Raw genomic sequence first — 14,411 nt, 5'->3', positions numbered from 1 at the left:
CGGCCCTTTCAGTCTAGGGCTACTCGGGAGGGTGCCAATCTTGGCACCAAACGTCTTCGCTGGGACAGCATGGGAAATTAATTTCGGCCCAAATATCGCACGCTGGGCAACGACAAGAAACGACAAGAAACGACAGGACACGACAGGGCAGTTGGCACCATTTTTGGCACTCTTGCGCGATTAGTTCGGATCGCCAATTCTATACCCAGGGGAGCCCAACCGAAGCCAGCCGATGGAGTAATTGCCATGCCCGTCTCCGATAGGATCATCCGCCTACCGACCGTTCTCAATCGCACCGGACTGTCCCGGTCCACCCTCTACCGCAAAATCGCCGAAGGCACCTTCCCGGAGCAGGTGCGTATCAGCGTCCACGGTGCCGGGTGGCGGGAGTCGGCCATCAATCGGTGGATCGCCGATCCGCCCGGCTACCGCGCCGAGAATGACAATCGGCCCATCGGTGATGGGCCGGTATGAAAAAGGACGAAGCGCCGCGTTCGCGGCCGCTCACGGCCGCGAATGACAACTCTTCCGCACTTGCTCCTGCCGCCGTTGACGCGGCCCTGACGCGCATCGCAGAGGCGATCGGACGACACATCGCGCGCGAGCACATCAATGCCCGAAAAGCCGCCAACGACAATGACGTCGCACCGAAAAACCCGAAGGCGCCAAAGCATTGACCATAGGGTGTTCGCACAGGACACTGTCTTAACCGGCTGTGCGGGGCTTTGTCCCGCCACATGAAAGGAAGACATGATGATCCGCGCCGCGCTCTATGCCCGCTATTCCTCCGACCAACAAAATGCCGCGTCGATCGCTGACCAGCAGCGCATCTGCCGCGAGCGCGCTGAACGCGAAGGATGGCAGATTGTCGGGAGTTTCGAGGATGCCGCCATCTCGGGCGCGAGCATGATCCTGCGACCCGGTGTCCAGAAGCTGCTCGCCGATGCGCAGGCGGGGAAGTTCGACATCGTGCTCGCCGAAGCGCTCGACCGGGTGTCGCGCGACCAGGCCGATGTCGCGACCTTCTACAAGCATTTGCAGTTCGCACGCGTGCCGCTCATCACGCTTGCCGAAGGCGAAATCTCCGAGCTGCATGTCGGGCTCAAGGGCACGATGAACGCGCTGTTCCTGAAAGACCTCGCAAAGAAGACGCATCGCGGTCTGCGCGGGCGTGTCGAGAAGGGCTTCTCTGCCGGAGCGGTCGGCTATGGGTATCGCATGGTCCGGCGGCTGAACTGCGAAGGCGAGCTGGTGCGTGGCGAACGCGAGATCGATCCGGCCCAGGCGCTGATTGTCGAACGCATCTTACGCGAGTTCGCGGCGGGCAGGAGCCCACGCGCCATCGCCTGCGACCTCAATGCCGAAGGCATCGCAGGCCCGGCAGGAAAGCCGTGGCGCGACACGAGCATCCGCGGCGATGTGCGCCGGGGAACCGGCATCCTCAACAACGAGCTATATGTCGGTGTGCGCGTCTGGAACCACAAGCATAGTGTGAAAGACCCGAACACCGGCAAGGAGGTCACCCGGCTCAATCCTGAATCCGAATGGATCAGGAATGCGGTTCCCGAGCTTCGCATCGTCAGCGATGCGCTCTGGGAAGCGGTCAAGCGCCAACAGCAGATGCTTGCCGAGCGCTACGCATTGGTCAAGGAAGCGGCGCAGTCGAGGAGCGCGCAAGGGCTGCGCCGTCCAGCCTATCTGCTCTCCGGGCTGCTCGAATGCGGCACTTGTGGCGGAACCTATGCTGTCGTCGTCGGTGATCGCTATGGCTGTGTCGGCCATCATCGCAGCCGTAACTGTTCCAACGGCCGGACCATCCGGCGTGAAGAAATCGAACGCCGTGCGCTTGCCGGTATCGCCGAGCGGCTGGTGTCGGCTGACAAGATCGAAGCTGCTGTCGCGGCTTATGCTGCGCATATTAATCGCGAGAACCGCGAGCGACGGATACAGGCCAACGCCGACCGGCGGGCGCTCGCGAAGGTCGACAAGGCGGTTGCGGGCATCATGGCCGCGATCGAGGACGGGCTGTATCAGCCCTCCATGAAGGCACGCATGGCCGAACTCGAACGCGAGCGGGTCGAGATCAGCGCGCGGCTCGCGGAAGCGCCGCAGGACGTTCCCGACGTGCATCCCGGCATTGCGGAAATCTATAAGCGCAAGGTTGCGAGGCTCACCGAGACGCTTGGCGATCCCGACACGCTGCTCGATGCTTCATCCGATATACGCTCGCTTGTCGGCAAGATCGTCCTTTATCCCGGCGACAGGCGCGGGGAGGTCCATGCCACTCTCCATGGGTCGCTCACGGGTATCCTTGACTTTGTGAACGACAACCCGCAGCCCGGTCACCGCCGAGTTATAACAAAGGTGTCCTCGGGTTCGCCGGGATGACCGAACATGAAACGTCCGCTCAGCGAACGCGCGCCAATATAAACCCGTCCCACTTCTTCGCCCCGACCGTCTGCACCGCGGTCGCGTCGAGCCGCGGCTCGGCGCTCAGCATGTCGAACAGCGCGCGGGTGCCGACGATCTTCTCGTCGTCGCTATCGACCTCCAGCACCCCACCTTCGCGCACAACATTGTCGACAACAATCGTCGTGCCGGGACGCCCGAGCCGGATCGCCTCGCGCACATAATGCGAATTGCTCTGCTTGTCGGCGTCGATGAAAACAAAATCGAACGGCGCGTCGTCGGTCATCGCGGCCAGGCTATCGACCGCTGGACCGACCCGAATATCGACCTTGGTCAACACGCCTGCGCGCTCAAGGTTTGCTCGCGCCACCGCCGCGTGGTGCGGTTCGAGTTCCAGCGTCACCAGCCGACCATCGTCGGGCAGCGCGCGCGCCAGCCAGATCGTCGAATAGCCGCCAAGCGTTCCGATTTCGAGAATGCGTTTGGCCCCGGCGATCTGTGCCAGCAGGAACAGCATCTTGCCCTGCGCCGCCGACACATCGATCGGCGGCAGGCCATGCGCGGCATTGTTGGCGAGGGGGGTGGCAAGCACGTCGTCATCGCCGAGCAATTTGGCGGCGATATAGTCGTCGACGGCTTGCCACCCCCCAATCATTCTAGGCGCCCCATCACTTCAGGCCACGGAGGCCGCGTGAATTTCGTTGATCGCGCCGCCGAGCGATTTGTCGAACTCGTCGTCGCTCATCTGGTGGCGCAGGTCTTCCAGCAAGGCGCGGCTGAAGCTCGCGATGATCCCGGGGTTCTTGGCCAGTTCGGCGCAGGCTTCGAGGCGGGCAAAGCCGCCCGACAGCGCGACGACGCGCAGCACTTTCGAATGATCAAGCAGCGGCTGGAACAGCCCGGCCTCGGTCGGCAGCGACAGTTTGAGCATCACCGGCGCGCCCTCCCATGCATCGAGCGCGGCGAGCGTTTCGTCCAGCAGCAAGCGGTCTGCTGCATCGCGTTCGGCGCTCTTGATGTTCACTTCGGGTTCGATGATCGGCACCAGCCCGTGCGCCGCAATGCGCTTCGCTTCGGCGAACTGCTGTTCGACGATCGCCTTGACGCCGGCCGGATTGGCAAGATTGACGACGCTGCGCATCTTGGTGCCGAACACGCTCTTGGCGACGGCACGCGCGCACAAGGCGTCGAGATCGGGATTGGCCTTCATCAACTGAACGCCATTAACTTCGTCCTCCAGCCCCTTATCGACCTTCAGAAACGGGACAACGCCGCGTTCCCAGAGCAGCGCCGGCACTGGCTTGCCATCGGCATCGCCATCCATCGTGCGCTCGAACAGGATCGCGCCGATCACCTTCTCACCGTTGAAGCACGGTGCAGTAACGATGCGGCTGCGCATCGCGTGGATCAGGCCGAACATCTCTTCGTCGTTCGAAAAGGCGTCGGCTTCGATGCCATAACCCTTGAGCGCCTTCGGCGTCGAACCGCCGCTCTGGTCGAGCGCGGCGATAAAACCCTGCCCCGATTTGATCTGGTCGAGCATGGCAGCATTGGCGGTGGTCATAACGTCTCCGATGATTTGCATACGTATGTGGCGGCGCGCATAGCGATCCCGCGATCGGGATGCAAATATACGCGGAAACTCAGGCTTTCAGCGCATCCACGCCCGGCAGCGGCTTGCCTTCCATCCATTCGAGGAAGGCGCCGCCAGCAGTCGAAACGAAGGTGAAATCTTTCGCGACCCCAGCGTGATTGAGCGCGGCGACGGTATCTCCGCCCCCGGCGACCGAGATCAGCGATCCTTCTCGCGTCAGCGCCGCGGCGGTTTTGGCCAGGGCAACGGTGGCAGTATCGAACGGCGGCGTCTCGAACGCGCCGAGCGGGCCGTTCCAGACCAGAGTGCGGCAATTCTTGAGGACATCGGCGAGTGCCTCGGTCGCGGCCGGGCCAACATCGAGGATCATCTCGTCGGCGGCGACCTCATGCACATTGACGGTGCGCGTCGGCGGATTGGGTGCGAACTGCTTTGCCACCACAACGTCATACGGCAGGTGGATGGTGCAGCCCGCAGCATCGGCGGCGTCGAAGATCGCATTAGCGGTATCGACCAGCTCATGTTCGCACAGCGACTTGCCGACATCGACCCCGCGCGCCGCGAGGAAGGTGTTCGCCATGCCGCCGCCAATGATCAGATGATCGACCTTGGTCACCAGATGGCGCAGCACGCCAATTTTGCTCGATACTTTCGCGCCGCCGACGACCGCGGCGACCGGATGCGCCGGATTGCCCAACGCGGCGTCGAGCGCTTTCAGCTCGGCTTCCATCGCGCGACCGGCATAGGCAGGCAGCCGCCGCGCGATGCCCTCGGTCGAACCATGCGCGCGGTGCGCCGCCGAAAAGGCGTCGTTGACGTAAAGATCGCCGATCTCGGCCAGCGCATCCGCAAAGGCCGGATCGTTGGTTTCCTCGCCCGGATAGAAGCGCGTGTTTTCCAGCACCGCAACATCGCCCGCAGCGAGCACCGCGATCCCAGCTTTCGCACCTTCACCGATACATTCAGGGATGAACATGACCGAATGACCCAGCACATCCTCGACCCCGCCCATGACGAGGCTGAGCGACTGTGTCGGGTTCTTCGCGCCCTTCGGCCGCCCGAAATGCGCGAGCAACAGGACAATCGCGCCCTTGGCAGCCAGTTCACGGATCGTGGGCATCGCCGCCTCGATCCGCGTCCGGTCGCCGACCGCGCCATCGTTCATCGGGACGTTCAGGTCGACGCGCACGAGCACGCGCTTGCCGGTGACGTCGCCGATATCATCGAGGGTCTTGAACGCGGTCATCGACGTTTCCTTTGGGCTTTAGAGGAATTTGGCGATCACGCCCGCGGTGTCGATCATGCGGTTCGAGAAGCCCCATTCATTGTCGTACCAGCTCAGCACGCGCACCAGCTTGCCGTCGATCACTGCGGTTTCCAGGCTGTCGATGGTCGAGCTGGCCGCATCATGGTTGAAGTCGATCGAAACCAGCGGCTCGTCGGTATAAGCAAGGACGCCCTTTAGCGGACCTTCGGCCGCCTCCTTCAGGACCGCGTTGACTTCTTCCTTGGTGGTCTCGCGCAGCGGCGTGAAGGTCAGGTCGACGACCGACACATTGGGGGTCGGGACGCGTATCGACGACCCGTCGAGCTTGCCCTTAAGTTCGGGCAGGACCAGGCCAACGGCGACCGCCGCACCGGTCGAAGTAGGGATCATCGACATCGCGGCGGCGCGGGCGCGGCGCGGATCATCATGGATCTGATCGAGGATCTTCTGGTCGTTGGTGTAAGCGTGGATCGTGGTCATCAGGCCGCGCTCGATCCCGATCGCTTCATGCAGCACCTTGGCAAAGGGTGCGAGGCAGTTGGTGGTGCACGACGCGTTCGAGATGATCAGGTGATCGGCGGTGATCTTGTCGTCGTTGACGCCGAACACGACGGTCAGGTCAACCTCCTTGGCGGGCGCCGAGATCAGCACGCGCTTGGCGCCGGCGTCGAGATGCTTCTGACCACCGGCCTTGTTGGTGAAAAAGCCGGTGCATTCCATCACGATGTCGATGCCGTTGGCGGCATGCGGCAACGCGGCGGGGTCGCGTTCGGCGGTCACCTGGATGCGCTTGCCGTTGACGATCAGGTCATTGCCATCGACCTCGACGCTGCCGTTGAAGGCGCCGTGAACCGAGTCATTGCGGAAAAGACGCGCATTCGCCTTGGCATCGCCCAGGTCGTTGATCGACACCAGTACAAGATCATGGTCGGTACGCTCCAGAATGGCGCGCGCTACGTTGCGCCCGATGCGTCCGAAACCGTTGATTGCAACCTTTACTGCCATGTCGAAAAATCCTTTCTGCGTGGGGCCAGCCGGTCCTTAATTGCCGAGCTTTGCCAAAATCTTAGGGGTGATCGCATCAACCGTGAGGCCGAAATGCGCGTAGAGATCGTCGATCGGCGCCGAGGCGCCAAAGCTGTCGATGCCGAACCGCAGGCCGTCGCGGCCGGTATAGCGTTCCCAGCCAAAGGTCGTGCCGGCCTCGATCGAGACGGTCAGGACGTCGCTAGGCAGCATGTCGGCCTGATAGGCCCCGGACTGCTCGTCGAACAACGCGGTCGACACCATCGACACGACATCGGCGCCGTGGCCCGCGGCCTCCAGCTTGTCGGCAATGTCGATTGCCAGCGACACTTCGGACCCGGTGGCGACGAGGACGACCTTTCGCGCTGCCGAGGCAGCGCGAAGGCGGTAACCGCCTTTCAAACAAAGATTTTCGGTGACGTCGTGACGCAGCGGCGGGAGGTTCTGACGGGTCAGCGCCAGCAGCGAAGGTCGGCTTTCCTGCGCGAGCGCCAGCGCCCAGCACTCGGCGGTTTCGACCGCATCGGCAGGGCGCAGCACCAGCAGATTCGGCATCGCGCGCAAAGATTGCAGGTGCTCGATCGGCTGGTGCGTCGGGCCATCTTCGCCAAGGCCGATGCTGTCGTGCGTCATCACGTAGACGACGCGTTGCTGCTGGAGCGCGGACAGGCGGATCGCCGCGCGGCAATAATCGGCGAAGACCAGAAAGGTGCCGCCATAAGGCACGACACCACCGTGCAGCGCCATGCCGTTCATCGCCGCGGCCATGCCGAATTCGCGGATGCCGTAATAGATATAGCGCCCCGAATAATCGTCTTTAGTCAGCGGCTTGGTGGACGATGTTTTGGTGTTGTTTGAACCAGTCAAGTCGGCGCTGCCGCCAACGAGCGCCGAGATATCGGCGGTCAACGCGCCAAGTGTGTTCTCCGAAGCCTTGCGCGTCGCGACCTTCGGCGGTTCGGCGACGAGGCCGTCAAGATAGGCTTTGAAGGTATCGCCCGGAATGATTTTACCGCTCAGACGATCGGTAAATTCTTTTTTCTTTTCGCTATTTGCGAGGCGATTATTCCATTCCGAGTGAAGACTTTTGCCCTTCTCTCCGAACGCCGCCCACGTCGAAGCAATATCCGCCGGAATGACGAAAGGTTCGGCCGTCCAACCAAGCTCCTTGCGCGCCGCGGCGATCTCGTCGGCACCCAGCGGAGCGCCGTGCGTCGCCGACGTACCCTGCTTGTTCGGCGCCCCGAACCCGATGATTGTCCGGCACGCGATCAGTGACGGGCGCGGATCGGCGAGCGCGGCATCGATGGCGCGGCGAATGTCGGCGGGATCATGGCCGTCGCAGTTTTCGACGTGCCAGCCGGTCGCCGCATAACGCGCCGCAATATCCTCGCTCGTCGACAGCTCGGTCGATCCGTCGATCGTGATCTTGTTGTCGTCCCACAGCACGGTCATCCGGCCGAGCTGCAAATGCCCCGCCAGACCAATCGCTTCGTGGTTGATGCCCTCCATCAGGCAGCCGTCGCCCGCGACCACCCACGTGCGGTGATCGACCAGATCGTCGCCATAGAGCGCGTTCAGATGCCGTTCGGCGATCGCCATGCCGACCGCCGTCGCCAGCCCCTGCCCCAGCGGCCCGGTCGTCGTTTCGACGCCGTCCAGCTCGAAATTCTCGGGATGACCCGCGCACGGGCTGTGCAGCTGGCGGAAATTGCGGATGTCGTCGATCGTCGGGCGCGCATAGCCCGCGAGGTGCAGCGTCGCATAAGCGAGCATCGAGCCATGCCCCGCCGACAGGACGAATCGGTCGCGATCGGCCCATTTCGGGTCGGTCGGATCGAATTTCAGATAATCCGAATAGAGCACCGTTGCGACGTCGGCCATGCCCATCGGCATCCCCGGATGGCCGCTGTTTGCGGCCTGGACGGCATCCATCGCAAGCGCGCGGATAGCATTGGCGAGCTGACGTTCGGGCAGTGTCATTGGTCCCCCGGAAATGGCTGGGCAGGCGCCGGACGCTACGTCCCGACTGGATGCGCACAGCCCTTTGCGGCGGCGGGGTCAGGAGTCAACCGCTGCGAACCGAAAATCGGCGCATTTTGGACCGACAGGGCAATTGCACCCCCTCCCCCGCGCTGCTACCCTTCGCTCATGGAACTCGACCTCGACGAATCCAGCCTGGCCATTGGCCGTATCGAACGCGCGCTGAGCCGCATCGAAAAGGCGCTGGCCGACCAGCCTAAGCGGTCTCCACCCGCCATTGCTGCCCCTGCGACCGACCAGTCGGCGCTGAAAGCCGAAGTTGCGGCGGTAATTGGCGAACTGGACCGACTGATTGCGGAGGCGGATCGTGGCTGATGTCAAATTGATGATCGCTGGACGTCCCTATGACGTCCACTGCGCCGACGGCGAGGAAGCGCAGCTGCTCCAGCTTGCCGCCGTCGTCGATGAAAAAGCGCGCGGAATTCAGGGGGGGACCGAGGTTCGCCAGCTGCTGTTCGCGGCTTTGATGCTCGCCGACGATGCGCAGGAAGCCAAGGGCAAGGTCGACAAGGCCGAACCGCAGTCCGATTCGCTGCGCGCCGCCGTCGCGCTCGCCGAAAGCCGCGAGGCGGCGGCGCGCGACGAATTGCGCGCCGCGGTCGTCCGCGAACAGGCGGCGCTCAAGGAACTGGAGGTGGCACGCTCCACCGCGGTCGCGCCGTCGGCACCCAAGCCCGCAAACGACCGCGCGCTGCTCCAGATCGCCGACCGGATCGAGGCGCTGGCAACGAAAGTCGAGCAAATCTCTTGAGCGCAGCCACCCGCCCCCCTACATAGGAGGCGGCGGGTACTGCCCGGCACGAGCTTTTGCGAAAATCCCTGAGGCGATACATCATCCTAGGGAGCTGTCCCTGCCCGGACCCTGGTCCGACGTATATGGTTCCCACCTGACGTTACTGGCGTCAGAGGACTTTCCAGCAAACGACCTCGGCGGTCCCGCCAACCCACCCCAGCGCCCGGGTCTAAACCCGCACAGGAGGCGATGACCCACTTGTCCGCTGATCTGGCCCAGCAAAAACGAAAATTGCGCGAGAGACTGCGTTTTCGGCGTAAGCATTTTGCTGCCAATCTCGACGGGATGGCGCAGCTGGCAGCATTTCGCGCGCTGCCCGCGCCGCTGACCGAGCTTTTGGCCGATCATTCCGTTGTCGGCGCGTATGTTGCGTGGGGCGATGAGCCCGACATATTGCCAATGTTCGCCGACCTCGCCGTGGCGGGGGCGCTCGCTTTGCCCCATCACACCGCGCGCATCGATAGGATGGACTTTCGGCGCTGGCGGACCGGCGAAACGCTGACAAAGGGACCATGGAGCACCCAGCAGCCCGCGGACGACGCAACCGCAGTTGCTCCCGACGTCATCTTTTGCCCCCTCGTGGGATTCGACCGTCAAGGTGGCCGCATCGGTCAGGGCGGCGGCCATTATGATCGCTATTTCGCCGCGCACCCCTCCGCGTTGCGGATCGGCGTGGGCTGGTCGGTGCAGGAAATCGACGCGACGCCGCGCGAATCGACCGATATGGCGCTCGATGCCATATTGACCGAACAAGAATTCATCCTGTGTGGAGACCGTTTGTGAGCCAAGACCCCGCCCAGGACAATCCACAGCCGAGCTGGCGCAAACCGGTTGGGATGCTGCTGATCCTGATGCTGATCGCCGCATGGACCGCGATCATCGTCAGCCTGTCGCCGTGGGTCGGCGTTTGGCCGGTGCTGGTGCAAGGAATTTTCTATCTGGTCGCGGGGATCGTCTGGATCTTGCCGCTGAAGCCGCTGCTGCGCTGGATGGAATTGGGGACTTGGCGCCGCTGAAGAGCGACGCCAAGTCCCCAATTTCCAGTGCTGGATAATCCCAAGCCGCGGCCGCCATTCCGTCCCTAAAGACAAGGAATGGCGCGAGTGACGGGGCTCGAACCCGCGACCTCCGGCGTGACAGGCCGGCACTCTAACCAACTGAGCTACACCCGCGTGTGCTTGGGAGCAGCGCCAATATGGCGCTCGCCCCGACCTGTCAACCGTCGCTTTCGGCTTCGCTTCGATTTAATCGATCGCGCATCTCGTCGACCGTCGTCAACGTCCCGCGTTCGAACAGGAATCCCGCCAGATCGGGTGTCCCGGTCGATTGCAACACCGTCTGCAAAATCAGCAGCAGCGGTACCGCGAGCAGCGCCCCTGGCGCACCCCACACCCAGCCCCAGAAGCTGAGCGAGACCAGAATCAGCAACGGATTGATCGTCAACCGTTTGCCCAGCACCAGCGGCGTGATCAGATTGGCCTCAACCGTGTGGACCCCGATGAACAACAACGCGGGCAGCAAGGCCAGCCCGACCGCGTCGAATGTCATCAACCCGCCAAGTCCAAGCAGGATCGCCGCGACAATCGGCCCGACATAGGGCACGAAATTGCACAGCGACACGATGCCGCCCCACATGAACGGCGACGGCATCCCGAGCGCCCATAAGAGCAACGCGACTGACAGCCCGAGGATCGCGTTGATCATCGTGATCGTCGCGAGATAGTCCGCGGTGGCATCGACCACATTCTGGATCACCCGCGCGGTCTGCATCGCGCCATCGAAGCTGCCGCGGCGCCGGATCGTTCCCTTGCGGAGCCGCGTCCAGCCCGAAAGGAAAAAAAAGATCACCAGCACGGCAAAGAACAGCTGGATCGCTGCCGATGGCGCCGCCGAGATGAAATAGTCGACGACAGATGTCGGCGCGGTCGCCGCGACCGCCAGCGCCGTCGCCTCGCTCCCGCTCGCCACCGACAGCAGCGTCCGCTCAACAAAGCCTTGCAGCGTCGAATAGAAATCGATCAGCGGCGCCAGGTTGCTCTGGATCCGTGGGATGGAATCGGGCAGGCGGGCGAACCAGCCCGTTGCCGGGACGACAATGATCGCCAGCGCGGCGTTGATGAGCATCAGGAACATCGCCAGCGACAGGAAAGCCGCAAGCGCGGATGGCACCCCGCGCCGTTCGAGCCACTCAAGCAACGGTACGAGCGCGATCGCAATCACGATCGCGGCAGTCAGCGGCAGAAAGAATTCGGCGCCCGCCTGCAATGCAAAGGGCAACCCGAGGCAAAAGCTCGCGCCGAATATCAACGTCAGCGCCGCGAGCAGCCGGTCGCGGCGAAAATCGTCGATCTCGATTTGATGCAGCGGATTGGAACGCGGGCGCGTGCCTTTGCTCCCCCGATCGTCCGCCACCCCTGTTCTCCTGCGTTAACCGCCTCTTCTTACGCACCGTTTGCATTTAGCGCCAGCGCCCCGTTTTGCGACGCACCGAGCCTCCATTCTGTCCCCGTCTGGGTCATAACCCGTCTTTCTCGCTGCTTTTTAACCTGAAATTACCCTTTTTCGTCGACTGAGGGCTCCAAGGACCAACCTTTTCGGAGTTAAAGTGATGACGACAGCGCCTGTGGGGGGCGCGAAGCATCGGCTTCCACCCTCTTGTTCAATATTCGCCCTGTTGGCCGCGCTTGCGCTGCCGATGCAGGCTCAAGCCGCCGGTACACGCGCCGGTTCGACGATCAGCAACACCGCCTCGGCCAGTTTCGACACCGGCGCCGGTACGACGACGATCGATTCGAACCAGGTCGATCTGCTCGTCGATGAACTGCTCGACGTTACCGTCGATTCGAGCAATCCAGCCGATGTCCCGACGACCCCCGGTGCAACCGGACAGGTATTGACCTTCTCGGTCACCAACAACGGCAACGGCGTCGAAAATTTCGTGCTGAGCACGATCGCCAACGCTGGCGGTGACAATTACGACCCGGTCGTCGCCCAAATCTATATCGACAATGGCGACGGCGTGTTCGACGCGGGTACCGACACGCTCTACACGCCGGGCGCGAACGATCCCGAACTCGATCCCGACGAAAGCGTGACGGTCTTTGTCGTTGCGACCACGCCAGGGACCGTCGTTGATGGCAACCGCGGGATCGTTAGCCTAGTCGCAGCAGCCGTCACCGGCACCGGCGCACCGGGAGCCAGCTTCGCGGGTCAAGGCGAAGGCGGCGGCGACGCAGTTGTCGGCTCGACCGGTGCCGATGGCACCGATGCCGGTGCCTTTATCGTCTCGGCGGCCACCGTAACCCTCGTCAAATCGGCCGTCATAACTAATCCGCTCGGCACCGCCGATCCGATCCCGGGTGCGACAATCACTTACACGATCGTGGCCACCGTCGCGGGCAGCGGGTCAGTCAACGGCCTCGCGATCACCGATAACATCCCGGCGGACACCAGCTATGTTCCCGGATCGATCACGCTTGGTGGCGCCCCGCAGTCCGACGCGGTCGATGCGGATGCGGGCGATTACAACGGCACGCGGATCAACGTCGCGCTCGGCACCGTCGCCGGCGGTCAGACCCGCACCGTCACCTTCCAAACCACGATCGATTGATGGAGATGCGTATGCGCACGGCCCTTTTCCTGTTTCTCGCGGCGCTGTTGCCGACACAGGCTCTCGCCGCCAACCAGGTGGCGCTCGCCAACGACGTGTTCGTCGAGCGCGTGTCCACCGATGCCCAGGGTAAGCAGCGGATCTTGCTCGAAGAACCCAAGGTCGTCGTTCCCGGCGACCGGCTCGTCTTCGTGCTCAACTATCGCAATGCCGGTGCCCAGCCCGCGGACAAGTTCGTCATCACCAACCCCCTCCCTGCGGCAGTCAGCTTTGCCGACGCCGGCGACACACGGCCGCTTGTCTCAATCGATGGCGGCCGCGGCTGGGGACAACTCGATCAACTGACGGTGGCGATGTCCGACGGCACGCGCCGCGCGGCGCAGCCGGGCGACGTGACGCACATCCGCTGGGCCTTTCAAAAACCGATCCCGGCGGGCGGCAGCGGCAAGCTGATGTTTCGAGGAGTCGTAAAATAGCGAATTAAAATAACCGCTTACAGATTGCCAGCGGTGGGGAAACGGCAATCGTTCAAAGCCAAGGAGCTCAGCTATGACCAGCAAGCTGAACACCGTGGGCATCATCGGTCTGGCGGCGATCACAAGTCTAGCCGCCACTCCGGCACTTGCTGCCGGGACGACCGCGGGTACCACGATCACGAATACCGCCACCGTCGACTATCAGGTCGGTGGCGTTGCGCAGGGACAGCAGTCGGCCTCCGACAATTTTGTCGTCGACCGCAAGATCAACCTGCTCGTCGAAGAAGTCGGCACGGTCACCACGAATGTTGTGCCGGGGCAGACAAATGCCGTCACGACGTTCCAATTGACCAACAGCTCGAACGAAACGCTCGATTTCGCACTTGTCGCTTCGCAGATCGCAGGCGGCACTGCGGCGCATGGCGGAACCGACACATTCGATGCTACCAACGTACGGATTTATCGCGACAATACGGTTACCGGCTCGGTTGGCAGCTGGGATGTCGGTGACACGCTGCTCACCGGCTACGTCGACGAACTCGTTGTCGATACAGCGATCCGCCTGTTTGTGATTGCCGATATTCCGGCAAGCCTTGCTAACAACGCCGTCGCAGGCGTCACTCTTCGCGCCACTGCGCGCGAAGGTGGCACGGTTAGCGCCCAGGGCGCGGCCATCACCCAAACGGCCGGTGCGAATATGGCAGGCAAAGATACTGTCTTTGCCGATATCGCGGGCGTTACCGGCGATGCTGCGCGCGACGGGTCGCATAGCGACAATGATGACTATACAGTACAAACCGCCACTCTGGCGGTCACTAAAACCAGCCGTGTCATCTCGGATCCGTTTAACAACACGACGAATCCGAAGCTGATCCCCGGCGCAATCGTCGAATATTGCATCGCTGTCGCCAACAGCGGCAGCGTTCCGGCGACGTCGGTGGTCATCAATGACGCGGTACCCGGCCAGCTCAACTTCAACGCAGGTACAATCCGGCTCAACGGAACGGTTACCGCCGGCACCTGTAACGCCGATGGCGTCGCGGGAGGCAGCTATATTGCGCCCAATGTGACGGGAACGATCGCCACGATCGCAGCAGGCGCAGCGCAGACGCTCGTCTTCCGCGCGACGGTCAACTGATCGAAGTACCGATAGAGCAGCGGGCGCGGCCCAAAAACCGCCACCCGTTGCTCCA

The 14,411-nt window shown here is 62.9% G+C and carries 16 protein-coding genes and 1 tRNA gene; 10 read left to right on the top strand and 7 right to left on the bottom strand.

The annotated features are described in order from the left end of the window. Positions 1–246 precede the first annotated feature (246 nt). The 3 genes from CDQ92_RS12575 (at position 247) to CDQ92_RS12565 (ending at position 2,388) form a co-directional block, all read left to right on the top strand. Positions 247–474: a helix-turn-helix transcriptional regulator gene (locus tag CDQ92_RS12575; protein ID WP_037555235.1), complete on the top strand. Its 228-nt coding sequence runs from the start codon at positions 247–249 to the stop codon at positions 472–474. Then, positions 471–677 carry a hypothetical protein gene (locus CDQ92_RS12570; protein ID WP_037555234.1) on the top strand — a complete coding sequence of 69 codons (207 nt, stop codon included), beginning with the start codon at positions 471–473 and terminating at the stop codon, positions 675–677. Before CDQ92_RS12575 ends, CDQ92_RS12570 begins: the two co-directional genes overlap by 4 nt. A gap of 73 nt (positions 678–750) precedes the next feature. Then, positions 751–2,388, top strand: a complete 1,638-nt coding sequence (locus tag CDQ92_RS12565; RefSeq protein WP_229667087.1) for a recombinase family protein — start codon at positions 751–753, stop codon at positions 2,386–2,388. Positions 2,389–2,407: 19 nt separating this feature from the next. Here the strand turns inward: CDQ92_RS12565 and CDQ92_RS12560 are convergent, their stop codons facing one another. The 5 genes from CDQ92_RS12560 to tkt all read right to left on the bottom strand — a co-directional run bounded on the left by CDQ92_RS12560 (position 2,408) and on the right by tkt (position 8,279). After that, entirely contained in the window at positions 2,408–3,064 is a 657-nt protein-coding gene (locus CDQ92_RS12560; protein WP_088441748.1) for an O-methyltransferase, read from the bottom strand. An 18-nt stretch (positions 3,065–3,082) separates the two neighbouring features. Next, the gene (locus tag CDQ92_RS12555) at positions 3,083–3,952 is read right to left on the bottom strand and encodes a fructose bisphosphate aldolase (RefSeq protein WP_188682262.1); all 870 of its coding nucleotides are present in this window, start codon (positions 3,950–3,952) and stop codon (positions 3,083–3,085) included. Between the two features lie 100 nt (positions 3,953–4,052). Then, positions 4,053–5,249, bottom strand: coding sequence for a phosphoglycerate kinase (locus CDQ92_RS12550; protein ID WP_088441746.1), 1,197 nt, complete (start codon positions 5,247–5,249; stop codon positions 4,053–4,055). An 18-nt stretch (positions 5,250–5,267) separates the two neighbouring features. Beyond that, positions 5,268–6,275, bottom strand: a complete 1,008-nt coding sequence (gap, locus tag CDQ92_RS12545; protein ID WP_088441745.1) for a type I glyceraldehyde-3-phosphate dehydrogenase — start codon at positions 6,273–6,275, stop codon at positions 5,268–5,270. A gap of 36 nt (positions 6,276–6,311) precedes the next feature. Beyond that, on the bottom strand, positions 6,312–8,279 hold the full coding sequence (gene tkt, locus CDQ92_RS12540; protein WP_088441744.1) for a transketolase: 1,968 nt from the start codon (positions 8,277–8,279) through the stop codon (positions 6,312–6,314). Positions 8,280–8,447: 168 nt separating this feature from the next. On the opposite strand from tkt, the gene CDQ92_RS12535 reads away from it, so the two are divergent. From CDQ92_RS12535 to CDQ92_RS12520, 4 genes are all read left to right on the top strand, one after another. Continuing rightward, positions 8,448–8,654 carry a hypothetical protein gene (locus CDQ92_RS12535; RefSeq protein WP_088441743.1) on the top strand — a complete coding sequence of 69 codons (207 nt, stop codon included), beginning with the start codon at positions 8,448–8,450 and terminating at the stop codon, positions 8,652–8,654. Next, positions 8,647–9,090, top strand: a complete 444-nt coding sequence (locus CDQ92_RS12530; protein ID WP_088441742.1) for a cell division protein ZapA — start codon at positions 8,647–8,649, stop codon at positions 9,088–9,090. The genes CDQ92_RS12535 and CDQ92_RS12530 overlap by 8 nt, the downstream gene beginning before the upstream one ends. 231 nt (positions 9,091–9,321) lie before the next feature. Continuing rightward, positions 9,322–9,915 (top strand): 5-formyltetrahydrofolate cyclo-ligase, encoded by a 594-nt coding sequence (locus CDQ92_RS12525; protein WP_088441741.1) that lies wholly within the window; start codon positions 9,322–9,324, stop codon positions 9,913–9,915. Continuing rightward, positions 9,912–10,148, top strand: coding sequence for a DUF2842 domain-containing protein (locus CDQ92_RS12520; RefSeq protein WP_088441740.1), 237 nt, complete (start codon positions 9,912–9,914; stop codon positions 10,146–10,148). The genes CDQ92_RS12525 and CDQ92_RS12520 overlap by 4 nt, the downstream gene beginning before the upstream one ends. A 79-nt stretch (positions 10,149–10,227) precedes the next feature. Here CDQ92_RS12520 and CDQ92_RS12515 read toward each other — a convergent pair. Together CDQ92_RS12515 and CDQ92_RS12510 are read right to left on the bottom strand one after the other, a co-directional pair. Then, positions 10,228–10,304: transfer RNA gene (locus tag CDQ92_RS12515), tRNA-Asp, on the bottom strand. A 43-nt stretch (positions 10,305–10,347) separates the two neighbouring features. Beyond that, positions 10,348–11,544 (bottom strand): AI-2E family transporter, encoded by a 1,197-nt coding sequence (locus tag CDQ92_RS12510; protein ID WP_229667086.1) that lies wholly within the window; start codon positions 11,542–11,544, stop codon positions 10,348–10,350. Between the two features lie 283 nt (positions 11,545–11,827). Between CDQ92_RS12510 and CDQ92_RS12505 the strand changes: the two genes are divergently transcribed. From CDQ92_RS12505 to CDQ92_RS12495, 3 genes are all read left to right on the top strand, one after another. Further along, entirely contained in the window at positions 11,828–12,742 is a 915-nt protein-coding gene (locus tag CDQ92_RS12505) for a DUF11 domain-containing protein (protein ID WP_229667084.1), read from the top strand. 11 nt (positions 12,743–12,753) lie between these two features. Then, complete coding sequence (locus CDQ92_RS12500; RefSeq protein ID WP_088442234.1) at positions 12,754–13,218, top strand: DUF11 domain-containing protein; 465 nt, start codon at positions 12,754–12,756, stop codon at positions 13,216–13,218. 73 nt (positions 13,219–13,291) lie between these two features. Further along, positions 13,292–14,356, top strand: a complete 1,065-nt coding sequence (locus tag CDQ92_RS12495; RefSeq protein ID WP_088441738.1) for a DUF11 domain-containing protein — start codon at positions 13,292–13,294, stop codon at positions 14,354–14,356. Positions 14,357–14,411 lie beyond the last annotated feature (55 nt).

Origin of the sequence: Sphingopyxis bauzanensis, assembly GCF_002205675.1 — a bacterium.
Classification (GTDB): Bacteria; Pseudomonadota; Alphaproteobacteria; order Sphingomonadales; family Sphingomonadaceae; genus Sphingopyxis; species Sphingopyxis bauzanensis.
The sequence above is the reverse complement of the archived record's forward strand: the minus strand, read 5'-3'. Positions and strand labels throughout refer to the sequence as shown.

Coding starts and splice junctions, on each gene's coding strand:
- CDQ92_RS12575 (WP_037555235.1), top strand. CDS start 247: ATGCCCGTCTCCGATAGGATCATCCGCCTACCGACCGTTCTCAATCGC.
- CDQ92_RS12555 (WP_188682262.1), bottom strand. CDS start 3,952: ATGCTCGACCAGATCAAATCGGGGCAGGGTTTTATCGCCGCGCTCGAC.
- CDQ92_RS12560 (WP_088441748.1), bottom strand. CDS start 3,064: ATGATTGGGGGGTGGCAAGCCGTCGACGACTATATCGCCGCCAAATTG.
- CDQ92_RS12570 (WP_037555234.1), top strand. CDS start 471: ATGAAAAAGGACGAAGCGCCGCGTTCGCGGCCGCTCACGGCCGCGAAT.
- CDQ92_RS12495 (WP_088441738.1), top strand. CDS start 13,292: ATGACCAGCAAGCTGAACACCGTGGGCATCATCGGTCTGGCGGCGATC.
- CDQ92_RS12505 (WP_229667084.1), top strand. CDS start 11,828: ATGCAGGCTCAAGCCGCCGGTACACGCGCCGGTTCGACGATCAGCAAC.
- CDQ92_RS12500 (WP_088442234.1), top strand. CDS start 12,754: ATGCGCACGGCCCTTTTCCTGTTTCTCGCGGCGCTGTTGCCGACACAG.
- CDQ92_RS12525 (WP_088441741.1), top strand. CDS start 9,322: ATGACCCACTTGTCCGCTGATCTGGCCCAGCAAAAACGAAAATTGCGC.
- gap (WP_088441745.1), bottom strand. CDS start 6,275: ATGGCAGTAAAGGTTGCAATCAACGGTTTCGGACGCATCGGGCGCAAC.
- CDQ92_RS12565 (WP_229667087.1), top strand. CDS start 751: ATGATGATCCGCGCCGCGCTCTATGCCCGCTATTCCTCCGACCAACAA.
- tkt (WP_088441744.1), bottom strand. CDS start 8,279: ATGACACTGCCCGAACGTCAGCTCGCCAATGCTATCCGCGCGCTTGCG.
- CDQ92_RS12550 (WP_088441746.1), bottom strand. CDS start 5,249: ATGACCGCGTTCAAGACCCTCGATGATATCGGCGACGTCACCGGCAAG.
- CDQ92_RS12535 (WP_088441743.1), top strand. CDS start 8,448: ATGGAACTCGACCTCGACGAATCCAGCCTGGCCATTGGCCGTATCGAA.